Below are 16009 nucleotides of genomic sequence, written 5' to 3'. Positions count from 1 at the left end.
CCGCGTTTGTTGACGGTGTCACGGGTATCACCCCCCGGTTGTTGACGACACCCCCGCTTACCGACGTCAACAACCGGGGGCCTCGGTGAGAACCGGGGGTGTTTGTTTCAGGCCCCGGGGTCACGGAGGGCGGATGCCGAAGGCGCTCAGTCTCCTTCCGAGGAGCTGCGGTGTCGCAAGGTGCGCCGACTCCCAGCGTCCGAGTCCCCAGCCGGTGACGCCGCGGACTGCATCCTCTCGACGCTTCTCTGCGAGGACGATCTCCTCGATCGTGCGCCCTCCCATGAGTTCGGGGTCCGTGTACTTCCCCAGTCCGTCGAACTCGCCGAAACTCCGCGACCCAGGAAACGCGAAATCCAGCCAGTAGTCCTCGGAGTCCGGTCCGACGACCCGCGTCTGCAGCTCCACCGCCGTGAAGCCGAGGCGATGCAACTGCAGGCGGCTGACGCTCTCTCCGGGCAGCTGTGCGCGGCCGTCCGCGAACTCGATCACCCACCGGGTCTGACGGATGCCGCGGGTCGTTGCGCTCTTCGCCCGGCAGACCAGCTCACCTCGCCATTCCGCAGTGATCGCGGCATCCATCGTCCGGCCGTCGGGGACGGCGATGCCCCGGAGTGCGGCATCCGCGGCTGCGACCGCGGCCTCGGTGCTCACGGTCGCGGTCACGTCGAGGACGGTGCGATCGCGGCTGGTGCAGCGGATGCCGTCGATCACGGTGATGTCGTGTGCCGGGACGTGGGCATCGTGCCAGCGGATTCCTGCACGAAGCCGACTGTGACGGCGGCCATCGGTGACGGCGTGCACTTCACTCGGCACCGTCTGATACAGCGGAAACCCGTGCAGAACCGCCGCCGATACACCCCAGAAAACCGGGCCGGGCGGCACCGCGTTGAGGCATGCGGCGAGCACCTCCACGAGGTGCTTTCCCTCGTTCCACAGCTTCTTCCAGTCGCTGGTCCGCACGTACCAGCCGCGTCGCACCCGCTTCAGGGCTCCCGATTCGACGGACGCCCGCATCTGTCGATCGGTGACGCCTGCCTCAAGAAGCTGCAGGCGCGAGCGCAGCAGCTTTCTGGCTTGTGGGATCGTGAGCGTCGCCATCCGGTCATCCTGGACCGCCATCTGCGTCGTTCGAGAGGGGAATCCCGTCGATTGCGAACAACTCGGGTGAATGCGTGAGATGTGCAGGACTAGTCCGGTCCGACGTCGCGGCCCTCCCGCTTGAGACCCAAGCACCCCCGTCGGAGACCCAAGCACCCCCGTCGGAGACCCATGCACCCCCGTTTATCGACGAGACCCCCAGGTATTCACGTCGACAGCAGGGGGTCTCGTCAATAACTGGGGGTCCCGCATCCGCTGCGTCAACAAACGGGGGTGGCCCCGACAACCGGGCGCGTCAACAACCACGGCTACGCCAACACCAGGCGGTGCGCGCCGTCTTCAGGCCGTGAAGACCTCACGCCCGGCGAACCAGGTCGACAGCACCCGGGTGTGGAAGATCTCATTCGCGGGGCCCGCGACGGCATCCCGTTCGAGCACGACGAAGTCGGCCGACTTGCCCGGTGCCAGCGACCCGGTCTCGTCGCCGAGGCCCATCGCCGTCGCCGCGTTGATCGTGAAGATCTCCAGCGCCTCTTCTGCGGTGACCGCCTGTTCCGGCCACAGTGTTCCCGGAGCCCGTCCGAGCGGGTCGGCGCGGGTGACGAGCCCCTGCATCCCCTCGAGAGGGTTCGGAGATTCGCTCACCGGCCAGTCGGACCCGCCGGCGACGAGACCGCCGGCGTCGATGATCGAACGGTTGGGTTGCGAGTGCTCCGCCCGATCGCCGAGCACCTCGGCCAGAGCTTGTGGGATGACGCCGGGATACCAGATGAACGGCGAGATATCGGCGGCGACCCGGAGCGCGGCCAGGCGCTCGATGTCCGAGTCCGCGAGGAACTGGCCGTGCGCCATCTGGAATGCGGTGTCGGTGAAATGCTCCGCCCGCAGGCGTTCCACGACGTCGAGCAGAAGTCGAGCCGATCCGTCTCCGGTGACGTGCACTTTGGCGCCGAGGCCGCGTTCGGCGACGTTGCGGAGCCAGCCGTACAGCTCGTCGAAGTCCATCGTCGTCGTGCCGTGGAAGTGCGCGCCGTGCACGTCGTCCGGAAGATACGGATCGATGAAGAGCGCCGTCCGCGCCGGCGGAACGCCATCGAGGAAGATCTTCACGAAGTCCGGCCGGTGATGCGCGGTGCGGAACTCCTCGCCGCGCGAGACCAGCGGTTCGCCGACGGTGTCATAGCCGAAGATCTCGTCGTTGACGGTGAGGCTGGACACCACCCAGGCATTCAGCTCGCCGGCCTGATCGAGCGACTGCAGCGCCGCAAGGATCTCCAGCGAGACGGCGGCATCCTGGAACGCCGTCACCCCGAAGCCGTTCAACAGCTCGACGCCGCGCTGCGATGCCCGCCGGTGCTGCTCGGGCGAGAGACCTCCGGCCCGCGCGTGCGCCTGCGCGACCGGGATGCCTGCCGCCTCGAGCAGGATGCCGGTGGGCTCGCCATCGCTCGGATCCACGAGCGTGACGCCCTCAGCGGGGATCGCATCCTTGGAGATCCCGGCCAGGCGCAGCGCGGCCGCGTTGACCCAGCGGTTGTGATGGCTGTCGTCGGACAGCATCACCGGGCGTCCGCCGGATGCCTCGTCGAGGCGCCTGCGCACGGCAGAGCTGTTCAACTCATCCATGAGGGTGCTGGCCCAGGAGCCGCCGGTGATCCAGGCATCCGCCGGCAGCGATCGCGCATGCGCGGCGACACGGTCGAGGATCTCGTCGAGCCCCAGTGCCGTTCCGAACGATAACTCGAAGAGATCGGTCACGCCCGCGGTGGCGTGGTGGTTGTGCACGTCGACGAAACCCGGGTAGACGGTGGCGCCAGCGAGATCGCGCACCTCGGTGCCACGACCGCGGAACACCGCTGCCTCCGCTGCCGTTCCCACGGCGAGGATGCGCCCGTCCCGGATGGCGATCGCCTCGGCGAGCGGGCGTGCGGGATCGACCGTCCGCACCCTGGCGCCGGTGATGATGAGGTCGGCGTGCACAACCATGTTCAGCGCGCCAGCGGGCGGGCCGGGTCGAACTCGACCGGGTGCGTGGTGTGCGAGATCAGACGGCCGTGCGCACCGAACGTGAAGTGCGTCGGAGTCGTACCGGTCTCGTCCCAGCCGAAGAGCACACCGTGCGAGCGGATCGCCTTCTGATCGCGGTGGTCGGCGATCGTGACCGAGCCACAGGGGATGACCTTCTCGCGCCAGGTGAAGACGTAGATGCCGGGACGGATGCGCCAGACCGTGTTCGCGTCCGTGTCGGCGAGGCCCTGCTCGGGTCCGGCCAGGCACTGCCAGGTGTACCAGTGCGGGGAGAGGTAGACGTGCTCGTAGGCGTGCGTGCTGGAGTACACCCAGAGCACACGGCGGCCGATCAGCTCGGTCGTCGGAGCGGGCGCCTCGCCGTTCGTCTCGATGCCCTCGATGAGACTGGACGCGAACGCCATCTGCACGGCGGTCCGGCCGGGGGCCGCTTGACCGAGGATCGAGATCACGGAGAGCGCGTGGCCGCTGCGGAGGTCGAGGATCAGCGTGACGGCCTCGTTCGGCAGGTATTTGTGGTGGAACTGCGCGTAATACAGGTCCTGGTCGACCTCGATGACCTCGCAGTCGTCGGTGTCGGATGCCGCGGCCGTCTCGTCGCCCTCGCCGGGCTCGTAGCTCCAACTGACGGTGCCGGGGCCGAACGTGTGGGTGATGCGGGTTCCCCGATCGTCGACGACCGTGAACGTGCGACCGTCCAGGTCGTTGCTGAGCTCGGCCTTGCTGGCGTCGAAGCCGGGAGCGAGGCCGTCGAGCGGCAGCCAGGTGGACGTGTCGGAGAGGTTGACGTCATCGGTCATGGTGCGTGCTTTCCTTCGTGGTGATGGGGTGGTCGGGGGGAGCTCAGCGGTCGCTGAACTTCTCCAGGTCGGTGGCGAGCTCGTCGTAGACGACGGGCTTCGTGCGCTTCAGATACGCGCCGTAGGCGATTCCGCCGATGATGGCGAGCACGAGCAGCAGCGGCATCATCCGGATCGCCGGCTCACTGGAGCCCGCGACGATGTCGAAGTTGACGACCGCGAGGATCGAGATGGCGGCGATGCCGAGGAATCCGATGCCCGGCGCGATGAACGTGCTCCACCAACGCGGATCCTGACGGCGCCGGAAGTAGACGACGATCGAGATCGCGGCGAGGCCCTGCAGGATCAGCACGCTGAGCGTTCCGAAGCCGAGCATCGCGGGGACGAGGGTGAGGATCGGGTCGGCTCCCGCGATCGCGAAGATCACCGCGACGAGCGCTGCGAAGCCGGCCTGCACGATCCCTGCGATCGCCGGTGCGCCGTTGCGACGGGTGCGCGCGAGTGCGTGCGGCAGGATGCGCGCGCGCCCGAGCGAGTACAGGTAGCGGGTGGCCGAGTTGTGGAACGCGAGCATCGCCGCGAACAGACTCACCAGCAGCAGCACCATCATGACCGTCGTGAGAGGTCCGCCGAGATACTGTGCGGAGAGCGAGAAGATGAGGTCTCCGGTGGGCAGGTGCTCCAGCGCAGTGCTCTGCGCCTGCGCGACGCCGGTGGCGCTGACGACGGCCCAGGTGGTGACGCCGAGGATCACGCCGATCGCGATGATCGAGGTGTAGGTCGCGCGGGGGATCGTCCGCAGCGGCTGCTTCGCCTCCTCGCTGAACAGCGCGGTCGCCTCGAAGCCGAGGAATCCGGTGGCTGCGAGCAGCAGGCCGATCGGGAGGGAACCGGAGAACACCGCTTCCGGGCTGAACGCGGCGACGTCGTAGCCGGTCTGCACGAGCACAGAGATGTCGAACACGACGAGCATGAGGACTTCGAGCACCAGGCAGACGCCGAGGACTTTCGAGGAGAAATCGACGCCGATCCTGGCGAGCGCGAAGCACACCACGATCGAGAGCAGCCCCCAGACGATCCAGTGCATGTCGAATCCGGTCAGATCGCGGATGATCGCCTGCATGAAGAAGCCGCTGGTGCCGATGGTGCCGACGACGAAGAAGTTATAACCGAGCGTCGCGATGAGTCCGGCGATGAGGCCGCCGGTGCGACCGAGGCCCTTGACGACGAAGGCGTAGAAGCCGCCGGCGTTGACCAGCTGCTTCGACATCTGCGCGTAGCCGACGGCGAACAGCAGCAGGATCGCCGCGACGATGAAGAACGACATCGGGGTGCCGCCGCCGTTGCCGAGCGCGATGGCGATGGACGCGACGACGACGATGCCGGTGAGCGGCGCGACCGCCGCCAGCACCAGGAAGACGATCCCTGCGACGCCGAGGGCGCCAGGGCGCAGGGCGGTGTGCTCCTGCGGTACTGCGGTCGTATCTGCCACGTCGGCTCCTTTGCTGGCTGTCGCCTGTGTTCACGCACAGTGCGGACGACGAGGGATTCTCGTTAGGGCGAGTCTGCTCGCGTGCCGACCTCTGCGCTTGCCTCTGAGCGAAAGACGATGGTGTGAGCGTGCACGGACAGCGGAGCGGCGTTCGCCTGGCGGCGACGCAGGAGCAGGATGACGGGGAGGACGCCGCCGTCATCCGATGGCGCTGCTCGATGCCGACGGGGCGGACGGAGGGTGAGATGGATCTGCAGTTGGACGGGAGAACGGCGCTGGTCACGGGGGCCGCGAGCGGGATCGGCCGCGCGGTGGCGCTGGCGCTCGCCGCGGAAGGCGTGAGAGTCGCCCTGCTGGACCTCGACTCCGCGGGCGTCAAAGTGACGGGCGACGCGTGTCCGGGTTCCGTGATCGTCTCCGCCGACGTCACGGATGAGGCCGAGGTGCGCGGTGCCGTCGCCACGGCGGTCGCAGAACTCCACGGCCTGGATGCCGTCGTCTGCTGCGCCGGCGTCTCGGGCCCGGTCGGATCCGGCATCGAGCAGACCAGCCTCGCGCAGTGGGAGACGGTCTTCGCGGTGAACGTCACGGGCGCGTTCCTCATTCTCAAGCACGCGCTCCCGGCCCTGCGCGCGTCGGTGGCAGCATCCGTCGTCCTCGTCTCGAGCGACTCGGCCCTCGTCGCCTCACCGGGAATGGTGCCGTACTGCGCATCGAAGGCCGCGCTCGTGCAGTTTGCCAGGGCGCTCTCGGTGGATCTCGCCGGAGACGGGATCCGCGTCAACACGGTGGCGCCCTCGATCGTGGACACCCCGATGAGCCGTGGCGATCTGGGAGCCGACGACGGGTTCGGCGATGCCAGCTTCCCGGTGCAGACCGCGGACGAGGTCGCTGCGCACGTGTCGTACCTGGTGTCGCCGCGCAGCCGAGCGATCAACGGCACCACGATCCTCAGCGACTTCGGATACACCGCGCGTTCGGGATTTCCCGCCTAACACGTACACACAAGAGTCAGGAGAAGCGAATGACAAGCTCGATCGGATCGACGGTCGCCGGACGCGTCGTCGTCATCACCGGCGGCGGCACCGGCATCGGAGCGGCCATCGCGGAGCGCTACGCGGCCGAGGGCGCGCACGTCGTCGTCGTCGGACGCCGTATCGAGCCGTTGCGTGAGGTGGAGCAGGCCGTCGGGGCGCATCCGGTCGTCGCCGATGCAGCCGATACCGACTCGGCGAAGGCTGCGGTCGCCGAGGTGCTGTCGAAATTCGGACGCCTCGACGTGCTCGTCGCCAACGCGGGCGGACACGGGTTCTCGTCGGTGGGCGACACGGATGACGCGGGGTGGGAAGCCTCGCTGCGGGCGAACCTGACGACGGCGTTCACCATGGCGCGCGAGGCGCTGCCCGCCCTGATCGAGGCGAAGGGTCAGATCGTGATCGTGTCCTCGCTCGCCGGGCTCTTCGCCGGCCCATCGGTCGCGGGCTACACGGTCGGCAAACACGCGCTGATCGGGCTCACCCGGTCGCTGGCGCGTGACTATGGACGCCACGGCGTGCGCGTGAACGCGATCTGCCCGGGATGGGTGCAGACGCCGATGGCGGATGACGAGATGGATGAGTTCGCCGCGCACGCCGACCTCGGCTCGCGCGAGGAGGCCTACGCGACGGTGACCGCCGATGTGCCACTTCGTCGTCCGGCGCATCCGAGCGAGATCGCCTCCGTCGTGCGCTTCCTCGGTTCGGGGGAGTCGTCGTACATCACCGGGGCAGTCATCGTCGCCGACGGCGGTTCGCACGTCGTCGACGTTCCGACCATCGCATTCGATCACGCCGGGATGTAGCGCTTCCCGCCACTCGGAACTTCATAGAACAACGCGAACTTCGCAGAGATCTGGGAGATTCGTGCGAAGTTCGTGCAGTTCTGCGTGCGGCGTGCGATCGGTAGGCGCGGAGCGGCGGGCCTCAGCCGATCGTGAGCTCGAACCCGTCGTCCATGCGGACGACAGCGACCTGGGTGAGATCGTCGACGACGTACGTGGGGTTGTGGGCAGCCGCGTGCTTTCCGACGCCGATCACCCGCATCCCCGCTGCGAGTCCGGCCTGGATGCCGGCACCCGAATCCTCGAAGACGACGCAGTCGGCGGGTTCGATGCCGAGCAGCTCCGCGCCGCGGAGGAACCCTTCTGGGTCGGGCTTGGATGCCGATACGTTCTCGGCCGTGACGGCCAGCTGCGGGACGGTGAGACCGGCAGCGGCCATTCGCGCGTTCATGAGCGCGACGTCAGCGGAGGTGACGATCGAATGCGGAAGCCCCTCGACGGCCTTCAGTAGCGACTCGGCCCCGGCGATCGCCACCACCCCTTCGACGTCGCTCGACTCGTTCGCCAGCATGACCTGGTTCTCGTGGATATTGATCGCGTGATCTCGCTCGGGCAGCAGGATCGCCATGCTCTGGTGCCCCTGACGCCCGTGCACGACGCTGAGCACCGTCTCGGGATCGATGCCGTGCGGCTCTGCCCACGCGAGCCAGAGGCGCTCCACGACCGAGGTCGAGTCGACGAGGGTGCCGTCCATGTCGAGCAGGACGGCGCGGGCGTGGGTGGTCTGAGTCACCCCCTCAGGCTAGCCGCTGGTAGCCCCGGCATCCGTCCGGCCGTACCACTTGCAGGACCGACGCACGGATGCAGGACCACCCCGCGGCGTGTCGCCCGGCACATGGGTTTTGGTCCTGCATCCGGTACGCAGGCATCCGTGGACAGGATGCCGATCAGCCGCCGAGATAGGCGCGATGCAGCAACTCCGGGTCGGCGCGCAGCGCCTCGGAGGTGCCCTGGAAGGACACCGCGCCGCCGGCGACGACCACCGCCTCGCGGGCGAGGCTGAGCGCCAGCTGCGTGAACTGCTCGACGAGCAGCACGCCGACACCCGAATCCGCGATCGACTTCACGATCGGCATCAGCCGCATGAAGACGACGGGCGCGAGGCCCAGCGACATCTCGTCGATGAGCAGGATCCGCGGTTTCGCGGCGAATGCACGGGCCAGCACGACCATCTGCTGCTCCCCACCGGAGAGCAGCCCGGTGGGGGAGTCGATGCGCTTCTCGAGCTCGGGGAACTGCGCGATCGCCGCGTCGAGCTCGGCGGCGGTGCGCGCGGTCAACGAGATGTTCTCCCGCACGGTGAGCGAGGGGAACACCGCCCGTCCCTGCTCGATGTGCACGATGCCGCGCCGTGCCCTGGCGACTCGAGACAGCTTGTCGATCGGGTCGCCATCCAGCGTGAGAGAGCCGGAGGAGTGCGGCGTCACACCGGAGATCGACTCGATCAGGCTCGTCTTGCCTGCGCCGTTCGGACCGACCAGGGCGAGCACGTCGCCGCCGGTGACGCGGAGCGAGACGTCCGAGATGACAGCGCCGGCTCCGCGGCTGACCGTGACGTCGTTCAGCACGAGTTCGCTCATGACAGCAGCTCCGCTTCTCCCATGTAGGCCTTGACCACGTCCGGGTTCGCCAGCACCTCGGCCTGCGGGCCGCTCGCCAGCACTCGACCGAAGTCGAGCACCGTGAGCGTCGGGCAGACCGAGCGGACCAGGTCGAGGTCGTGCTCGATGATGATCAGCGCGACGCCGAATCGTGCGGGGAGTTCCCGCAGTCGCGCGGCAAGCGCCAGGTGCTCCCCGTGCGAGAGACCGGCGGCCGGCTCGTCGAGGATGAGCAGACGGGGCTTGGCGAGCACGTTCGCGGCCACCTCCACGAGGCGCCTCGTTCCGACATCCACACTCGACAGACGGGAGCGAGCAGGCGGGCAGCCGAAGAACTCCAGAGCCTCGTCGATGTCGGATGCCGCGAGCCGTCGCCGCGCGACGAACCGGACGTAGCCGCCGACCGTGAGCGCGGGCGGAACTCGATCCTGCTGGAACGTGCGCCGCAGGCCGAGGCGCGCTCGGCGAGTGGGCGAGAGCCCGGCGAGATCGCGTCCGTCGAGGCGAATCCGCCCGCCGTGTTTCGGCAGGAAGCCGCTGATCGCGTCGACGAAGGTCGACTTGCCGGCGCCGTTCGGGCCGATGAGCCCCATGATCGACGCCGCAGGCACCTCGAGCGACACGTCGTCGAGTGCCTTCAGCGCGCCGAACTGCACCGTCAACCCCTCCACGGTGAGCACGGGTTCTCCGCGGAGAGCGGCCTCGTCGACGGTGGCCGTCGTCGTGGTCGTGATGGCGGCGGCATCCGGTTCGGCGCCAGGCGGCAGCGCTGTCAGTTTCGCCTTCGCCGTCTTGCGGTCCGCGCGCTTCCAGAGGAGGTTGCGGATGCTCTGCCCGAGGTTCGTGCCACCGGTGAGCGCCTGCACTCCGAGCACACCGAAGACGACGAACGCCCAGTCCTGAGGCACGCCCCAACGCTTGAGCAACTCGGGAACCAGCACCCAGAGGATGCCGCCGAGGATCGCCATGTCGATCAGATGCGCGCCAGACATCACGGCGAGCACATAGAGCGCGAGCGACTGCAGGGGAGTGAAGCTCGACGCGAACGGCAACTGCACCTGGCCGGCGAGGAGTCCGCCGGCGATGCCACCGAGAGCAGCGGAGACAGCGAAGGCCGTGAGCTTCGCGACCTGCACGCTCTGCCCTGCAGCCGCGGTGCCGCGCTCGGAGAAGGCGACGGCTTTCCAGCTCGAACCCCAGCGGCCGCGCTGCAGGAAGAAGACGGCCAACGCGCAGATCGTGAGCACGACGATGGAGAGGAAGAAGAACTCACGATCGTTGGAGAACAGCGCCGGGCGCTCGATCGCGGTGCCGTCGGCAGACCCGGGAAACTGGATCTGCACGAGGGTGACGTCGGCAGCCGCAGCGAAACCGAGCGTGACGACGGCGAGATTGACCCCACGAAGGCGCAGAGCCGGCAGCCCGACGAGCACGCCGACCAGTCCCGCGGCGATGCCGCCGAGGAACAGCCAGACGATGAACCCGCCCGGAGCCTGCATGACGTTCAGCAGTGACACGATCCATGCGCCGACCGCGGCGAAGGTGAGTTGACAGAGGGCGATCATCCCGGCGGAACCGGTGACGATCCCGAGACCGAGGATCGCGATGGCCGCGATCACCGCACTGATCGCCAGGAAGACGAAGTAGCCGGGAAGCGCGGAGCTCAGAATCGCGCCGACGCCGATCGCGGCGAGACCGACGGCGAATGGCCACGAGAGCCGGAACCAGGAGCGTTCAGCGAGCGGCATCCCACACCTCCTTGCGTTGCGTCCACAGCAGTAGGACGACGATGAACAGGAACGGGAGGAAGTTGCGCACCAACGCCACTTCGTCGATCTGGGCGACCACTCCGCCGAGGACGCCGAGGACGACTCCACCGATCACGGCGAGATCGAGCCGCCGGAATCCGCCGAGGAGCGCCGCCGCCGCCGCGGGGACGATGAGCATCGAGAGCCCGGTCGCGTCGCTGGACTGAGACGGCGCCACGATGATGATCGCGATGGCGCTGATGATGCCGGTGACGAACCAGACGGCGATCGACAATGGGCGAGAGCGGATGCCGAGGAGCTCGGCGGTCGTCGGGCGTTCGGAGAGGGCGCGCAGCTGCGTTCCGACCCTGGTGCGCCGGAGAATAATCCGGACGACGATCGCCGTGATGACGGCCATGGAGACCGTGGCGACGGTGACCTGGCTGACGACGACGCCACCCGCCTGGAATGCGGGTCCGGCGATGATCGGCGTGAACGGCTGGGGCTTGTTGCCGAACAGGATGAACGACATCGAGATGAGCAGCAGCAACGGGCCGACCGTCATCGCGGATCGTGTGGTGGTCGACGCCTCCGACAGCCAGGTGGCTGCGATCCAGCCGATGGCCGCGGCGAGGAGCCCAGCCACGAAGACGCCGAGCACGGAGCCGAGCCAGATGGGCAGTCCGACTTCCTGAACGAACCAGACCGCGGTGAATGCGCCGAACATGCCCGTCGCGGCCTGGGCGAAGTTGACGACCCGAACGAGGCGCGACATGAGCGTCAGGCATACGCCGAGAACGGCGTAGAGGCCGCCGGCGGCGAGGCCGGCAATGGCTCCTTGCAGCATGGGATTGTCCTTTCTGGTCGGACGGTGGTGCCCGGTCGTCAAGCGCGCGAAGCGGCGCTCGACGACCGGGGTGGGTGCGGTCAGTCTTCGAAGCGGAACCAGTCGTCCGCGACCTGCTCCCAGGCGTTGGTGCCCGACTTCAGGACGATCGGCCAACCGGCGGTGTTGTCGGTGCCGAAGGCGTAGGGCGTGCCGACCATCGGGTTCTCGATCGGGTCCATGTTCTTCAACGCCTCACTGACGCTCTCGCGCGTGATGTCGCCGTCGATGCCATTGAGCACCTCGATGAAGTACGTCGCTGCGAGGTAACCGCCCTGGCTGAACGAGGTGAGCGCGATGTCGTTCGCGGTCATCAGGTCACGCCACTCCTTGTTGATCTCGTTCTCCTCGGTGAACGGGTAGAACTCGGCAGGGACGTAGATGCCACCGGCTGCGTTGTCGATCGCTGCTGCGAAGTTCTCGCTGTACACGCTGGTCAGGTACAGGAACGTGACGTCGTCCCAGCCCTGCGCGTTGGCGGCCTTGAGCTGACCGATCGCGTCAGGCTCGATCGGGTTGACGGCCAGAGCCTTGCAGCCCTGCTCGCGCGCCTTCACGATGTACGGCGTGTAGTCCGATGCGCCGTAGGGCACGGTGTCGTCGACGTACTTCGGCTCTTTTCCGGTGAGCTCGGTCCACTTGTCGATCGCGGCCTGATAGGTGGGTCGCGTGGAACCGGCGATCTCGAGCAGGACGCAGATGTCCTCGAGTCCGAGGACCTCGGAGCCGTACTGCAGCGTGAGGGTCATGTCGTTGAAGGGCCCGACGTTCACCGGCGAGATGTTGTCGCTGGCGAAGCATCCGGTGTCGACTCCGATGCCGGGAACGGAGAGGATGCCCTCCTGCTCGTAGTACTTGGCGTTGATCTCGCACTCCAGGAGACTCGCGGATCCGACGAGCGCCACAGCCTCGTCGCTGCCGACCATCTCGCGGGCGGAGGCGGTCGCGGTCGCCGGGTCGCCCTTGTCGTCGAGCACTTTGTACTCGATCTCGCGGCCGTCGAGGCCGCCCGCCTCGTTGAAGGCATCGAACACGGCGGCTGCCGCCTCGGATGCTTCGGGGAACGTCGCCGGGCCGCTGAGCGTGTTGACGGAGCCGACGACGATCGGCGCGCCCTCGCCTCCTCCGCTGTCTCCGCCGGCACAGCCGGCGAGGACGAGGGTGGCGACGGCGATCAGGGCTGCTGTGCCCGTTGCTCTCGTGTTCATGTGATTCTGCCTCTCGTGTTCGGGTGATCGGGGTCGTGAGCCATGCCTGCAGCTCAGAGGGGCTGGACGTCGGGATACGCGACGGAGCCGAGCGGATAGATGTGGCCGCCGCCGCGGGAGTGCTCGGCATCCCCGTCGCCGTTGAGGCCGAGGAAGATGCCGGTCGTCATCAGTTGATATCCCAGATCGTGCAGCCACACGCTGGCGACGGCGATCCGGAACTCCCGGAAGCAGAACAGGTACAGGCCGTCGGCGAACTTCCACACCCTCGACAGGTCCATGTCGCCGTGGCCCCGCTGCACGCCCTCGAGGCATTGCCAGGCATAGCGCTGGCTGGAGATGTACACGTGCTCGTAGAGGTGATCGGGGCTGTAGCGGTAGACGTTGCGCTTGCCGATGAGGTCGCGGCTCGGCCCGGGTGCCTCGCCGGTGGCCACGCCGGCGTCCGTGGTCGCCGCCCAGAACTCCTGGCCGACCTGAGGCGTTCCCTCGATCGCCTCGGCGCCGATGCGGGACTGGATGACGGATGCTCGGTGCGTCGTCGTCGAATAGACGACGGTGATCGCCTCACGCTCGCGGCTGGCGAGTGGGATGTTCACGAACAGGACGTCATCGCGCACGGCGACAGCGTCGTAGGGGTCGGTCCCCGACGTGTCGAATCCGGACCAGGAGACGGTGCTCGAGGCGAAGACCAAGGAGAGCACGGAACCGTCGTCGAGAGTGAGCGAAAGACTCGTCCCGTCGAGGGATGTGTTCGGCAGCCGGTAGGTGTCGATGCCGGCCGCGAACTCGTCATACGTGCGCCACTCGTCCAGTGCGGGATCGATGGAGGTGTCGGTCATGAGCGTCCTGAGGTCGCGTGCGGCGGAGCAACGTCGCTCCGGGCGCCGCGCCATCGCGGTGCACTTGCCTCATGCTGGTTCTGGCCGGGGCATCCGCTCAAGGGCAACGCGACCATCGCGCGCCGAGAGTCAACCGGCGTGCCCTCCGGGGCAAGTCGCGGTCAGTGCGCGGAGCGGTACTCGCTCGGAGATACCGAGAAGGCCGTCTTGAACGCGCGGCTGAAGTGCGCCGCATCGACGAAGCCCCAGCGCGCGGCGATCGCGGCGACGGGGCGATCCGCGAGCATCGGGTCGAGGAGATCACGTCGGCACTGCTCGAGGCGGCGGGTGCGGATCCAGGTCGACACGGTCATGCCCTGCTCCTGGAAGAGTCCGTGCAGGTGTCGGGTGGAGATGAAGTGCGCGGCGGCGATCGAGGCGGGACCCAGGTCCGTCGAGGCGAGGTTGCGATCGATGTAACCGCGGATGCGCTGCACCAGGGCTCTGTGCGGATCCGCCGACGACTCGTCGAGCCCGAGCTCGCGGGTGAAGACGGTGGTGACGAGGTCGAGCGCACTGTGCGCCAGGCGTGCTCCGGTGGTGCCGGCGAGCTGGTCGAGGTTGCCGGCGAGCTGGGTGAGATAGGGCACGACCATGCTCCCCAGCCCCTCCTGGCCGGAGATGCGCACCGCGGTGAGCTGGCCGATCATGTCGGGCGGCAGGCTGATGAGGTGCTTCGGGAACATCACGACCATGGTCCGGAAGTCCTCGTCGAACACGAGCGAGTAAGGGCGGTCGGTGTCGTAGACGGCGAGGTCGCCGACGCGCAGCACGGCTTCGCGGTCATCCTGGATGAGCATGCCGGTGCCGGCCAGCATGAGGCTGACCTTGAAATACGAGCGGTCACCTCGGGCGATGAGTTCAGGCGTGCGCTCGACGACGTGGGAGGTGGCGCGCACGTCGTTCACGTGCACCTCGTCGACGGACGCGCCGCGGATCACACCGCGGAACCGATCGGCTCCGACGCTCGACACCTGCAGGGGCACGAACGACTCGGAGACGGCAGCGCGGAACTCACTGATGTTGCGCGCGACCAGGGTCGACACCGATTCGGCGGGAGCAGCGGGTACACCGATCATGATGGAACACCTCGGGATGGTGGAACGACGACTTTGTATACGATCCGTAGGGTGATGTTACCACCGCTGGTCGATGCGCGATCGGCGAAGATCGCATCGCCATAGGATGACGACCAGAAGTCCGTTGACGCTCGGAGGGCGCGTGATGATTACCCAGGGGGAGCGGCTCCTGCAGTTTCTGCGGGCGGCTCGCGGGCCGGAGACTCCGGCGGCCGTTCTCGAGGCCGTCGCACTGATCGTCGGGGCCGGCCTCATGGCCATCGGATTTCCGATCAGCCTCCTGGCTTTCTGGGGCAGAGACCTGGCGATCAGCGGCGCCGGATCGATCGGCGCATTCGCGGCGATCGGCGGCGCGATCGCCGCGGTGATCGCGTTCGCGCTCGGCCGTTACGCCGTGCGTCCCGTCGATCAGCCGTCGGATGTCGCGCGCGACGGATTCAGCGTGCCCGGCGATCGACTGCGCTGGTACGACCTGGCCGCGATCGCCTTCGCGCATGCGGCGATCGCCTACCTGGGCTGGATCGGCATCGCCCAACTGCTGGAACAGGCATTCACCGACGCGCCGGTCTTCGGGTTCCCCGGCGCGATTCTCGTCGCTGTCGCCGTCGGGCTCACCGGATACGTGTGCTTCCTCAGCGCAGCGGGCCTCACGCCGATGACGCTGTCCCTGGTCCTCACGGTCTTCCTGGTGATCGGAGCGTTCGCCAGCATGCTGGCCTCGAGCGACGTGCACTGGTGGCAGGAGAACCTGTCGGCACTCGGGATGAGCACGAACAGCGCGTCGCGGGCGTTCAATCTGACACTGATCATCGCCGGTGTCATGGTGACGACGATCGCGCGCTACGCCACGGCGGGTCTGCCCGTTGAGGAGCCGGTCGATCGCCGGGGCAGGGGCGTCCTGCGCGCCGGCCTGATCCTGATCGGGATCTTCCTCGCATGCGTCGGCGTCTTCCCGGTGGACCAGTTCCTTCCCCTGCACAACACCGTGGCCACCGGAATGTGCGTGGCCTTCGCCGTCATCGTGGTCGGGCTGCCCTGGTTCCTGCGCAGCATCCCGCGGGTGTTCGTGGTGTTCGGCTGGGTCTACGTACTGGTGATCATGCTGCTCGGGGTGTTCTTCGCCACCGGGTACTACAACCTGACGGCGGTCGAACTCATCGCCGCGATCCTCATCTTCAGCTGGATCATCGTCTTCCTGCGCACCGCCGGGTCGATCAGCGCGCCCGCCGGCCTGTCGGGCGAGACGGCCACCGGACCCGCGGCCACCGCGGGAGCGGCGGCGGGTCCGGTGGCGTCGACGGCCTGA

Annotated in this window: 14 protein-coding genes; 3 read left to right on the top strand and 11 right to left on the bottom strand. The window is 67.9% G+C overall.

Features of this window, described 5'->3' with window-relative positions; genetic code table 11:
- Positions 1 to 120 precede the first annotated feature (120 nt).
- From LTA6_RS00670 to LTA6_RS00655, 4 genes are all read right to left on the bottom strand, one after another.
- The gene (locus LTA6_RS00670; RefSeq protein WP_341975511.1) at positions 121 to 1101 is read right to left on the bottom strand and encodes a hypothetical protein; all 981 of its coding nucleotides are present in this window, start codon (positions 1099 to 1101) and stop codon (positions 121 to 123) included.
- Between the two features lie 339 nt (positions 1102 to 1440).
- A complete protein-coding gene (locus tag LTA6_RS00665; RefSeq protein ID WP_341975510.1) occupies positions 1441 to 3087 on the bottom strand; it encodes an amidohydrolase in 1647 nt (548 codons plus the stop codon).
- A 2-nt stretch (positions 3088 to 3089) separates the two neighbouring features.
- Positions 3090 to 3929, bottom strand: coding sequence for a molybdenum cofactor biosynthesis F family protein (locus LTA6_RS00660; RefSeq protein WP_341975509.1), 840 nt, complete (start codon positions 3927 to 3929; stop codon positions 3090 to 3092).
- A 43-nt stretch (positions 3930 to 3972) separates the two neighbouring features.
- Complete coding sequence (locus tag LTA6_RS00655) at positions 3973 to 5421, bottom strand: APC family permease (RefSeq protein WP_341975508.1); 1449 nt, start codon at positions 5419 to 5421, stop codon at positions 3973 to 3975.
- A gap of 128 nt (positions 5422 to 5549) precedes the next feature.
- On the opposite strand from LTA6_RS00655, the gene LTA6_RS00650 reads away from it, so the two are divergent.
- Together LTA6_RS00650 and LTA6_RS00645 are read left to right on the top strand one after the other, a co-directional pair.
- A complete protein-coding gene (locus LTA6_RS00650) occupies positions 5550 to 6416 on the top strand; it encodes an SDR family NAD(P)-dependent oxidoreductase (protein WP_407358433.1) in 867 nt (288 codons plus the stop codon).
- A 29-nt stretch (positions 6417 to 6445) separates the two neighbouring features.
- A complete protein-coding gene (locus LTA6_RS00645; protein ID WP_341975506.1) occupies positions 6446 to 7261 on the top strand; it encodes an SDR family oxidoreductase in 816 nt (271 codons plus the stop codon).
- A gap of 121 nt (positions 7262 to 7382) precedes the next feature.
- On the opposite strand, the gene LTA6_RS00640 is transcribed toward LTA6_RS00645, so the two are convergent.
- The 7 genes from LTA6_RS00640 to LTA6_RS00610 form a co-directional block, all read right to left on the bottom strand.
- Positions 7383 to 8033 carry an HAD-IA family hydrolase gene (locus tag LTA6_RS00640; RefSeq protein ID WP_407358432.1) on the bottom strand — a complete coding sequence of 217 codons (651 nt, stop codon included), beginning with the start codon at positions 8031 to 8033 and terminating at the stop codon, positions 7383 to 7385.
- Between the two features lie 154 nt (positions 8034 to 8187).
- Positions 8188 to 8880 (bottom strand): ATP-binding cassette domain-containing protein, encoded by a 693-nt coding sequence (locus tag LTA6_RS00635; RefSeq protein ID WP_341975504.1) that lies wholly within the window; start codon positions 8878 to 8880, stop codon positions 8188 to 8190.
- A complete protein-coding gene (locus LTA6_RS00630) occupies positions 8877 to 10649 on the bottom strand; it encodes an ABC transporter permease subunit (RefSeq protein WP_407358431.1) in 1773 nt (590 codons plus the stop codon). Before LTA6_RS00630 ends, LTA6_RS00635 begins: the two co-directional genes overlap by 4 nt.
- Positions 10636 to 11496: a branched-chain amino acid ABC transporter permease gene (locus LTA6_RS00625; protein WP_407358430.1), complete on the bottom strand. Its 861-nt coding sequence runs from the start codon at positions 11494 to 11496 to the stop codon at positions 10636 to 10638. Before LTA6_RS00625 ends, LTA6_RS00630 begins: the two co-directional genes overlap by 14 nt.
- 80 nt (positions 11497 to 11576) lie before the next feature.
- The gene (locus LTA6_RS00620) at positions 11577 to 12743 is read right to left on the bottom strand and encodes an ABC transporter substrate-binding protein (RefSeq protein WP_407358429.1); all 1167 of its coding nucleotides are present in this window, start codon (positions 12741 to 12743) and stop codon (positions 11577 to 11579) included.
- Positions 12744 to 12796: 53 nt separating this feature from the next.
- Positions 12797 to 13585, bottom strand: a complete 789-nt coding sequence (locus tag LTA6_RS00615; protein WP_407358428.1) for a MoaF C-terminal domain-containing protein — start codon at positions 13583 to 13585, stop codon at positions 12797 to 12799.
- A gap of 161 nt (positions 13586 to 13746) precedes the next feature.
- Positions 13747 to 14703 carry a helix-turn-helix domain-containing protein gene (locus LTA6_RS00610; RefSeq protein ID WP_341975499.1) on the bottom strand — a complete coding sequence of 319 codons (957 nt, stop codon included), beginning with the start codon at positions 14701 to 14703 and terminating at the stop codon, positions 13747 to 13749.
- 145 nt (positions 14704 to 14848) lie between these two features.
- Between LTA6_RS00610 and LTA6_RS00605 the strand changes: the two genes are divergently transcribed.
- Positions 14849 to 16009, top strand: coding sequence for a DUF998 domain-containing protein (locus tag LTA6_RS00605; protein WP_407359233.1), 1161 nt, complete (start codon positions 14849 to 14851; stop codon positions 16007 to 16009).

The organism is Microbacterium sp. LTA6 (genome assembly GCF_045690355.1).
Lineage (GTDB): Bacteria > Actinomycetota > Actinomycetes > Actinomycetales > Microbacteriaceae > Microbacterium.
This window is presented reverse-complemented; position numbering and strand designations above follow the sequence as displayed.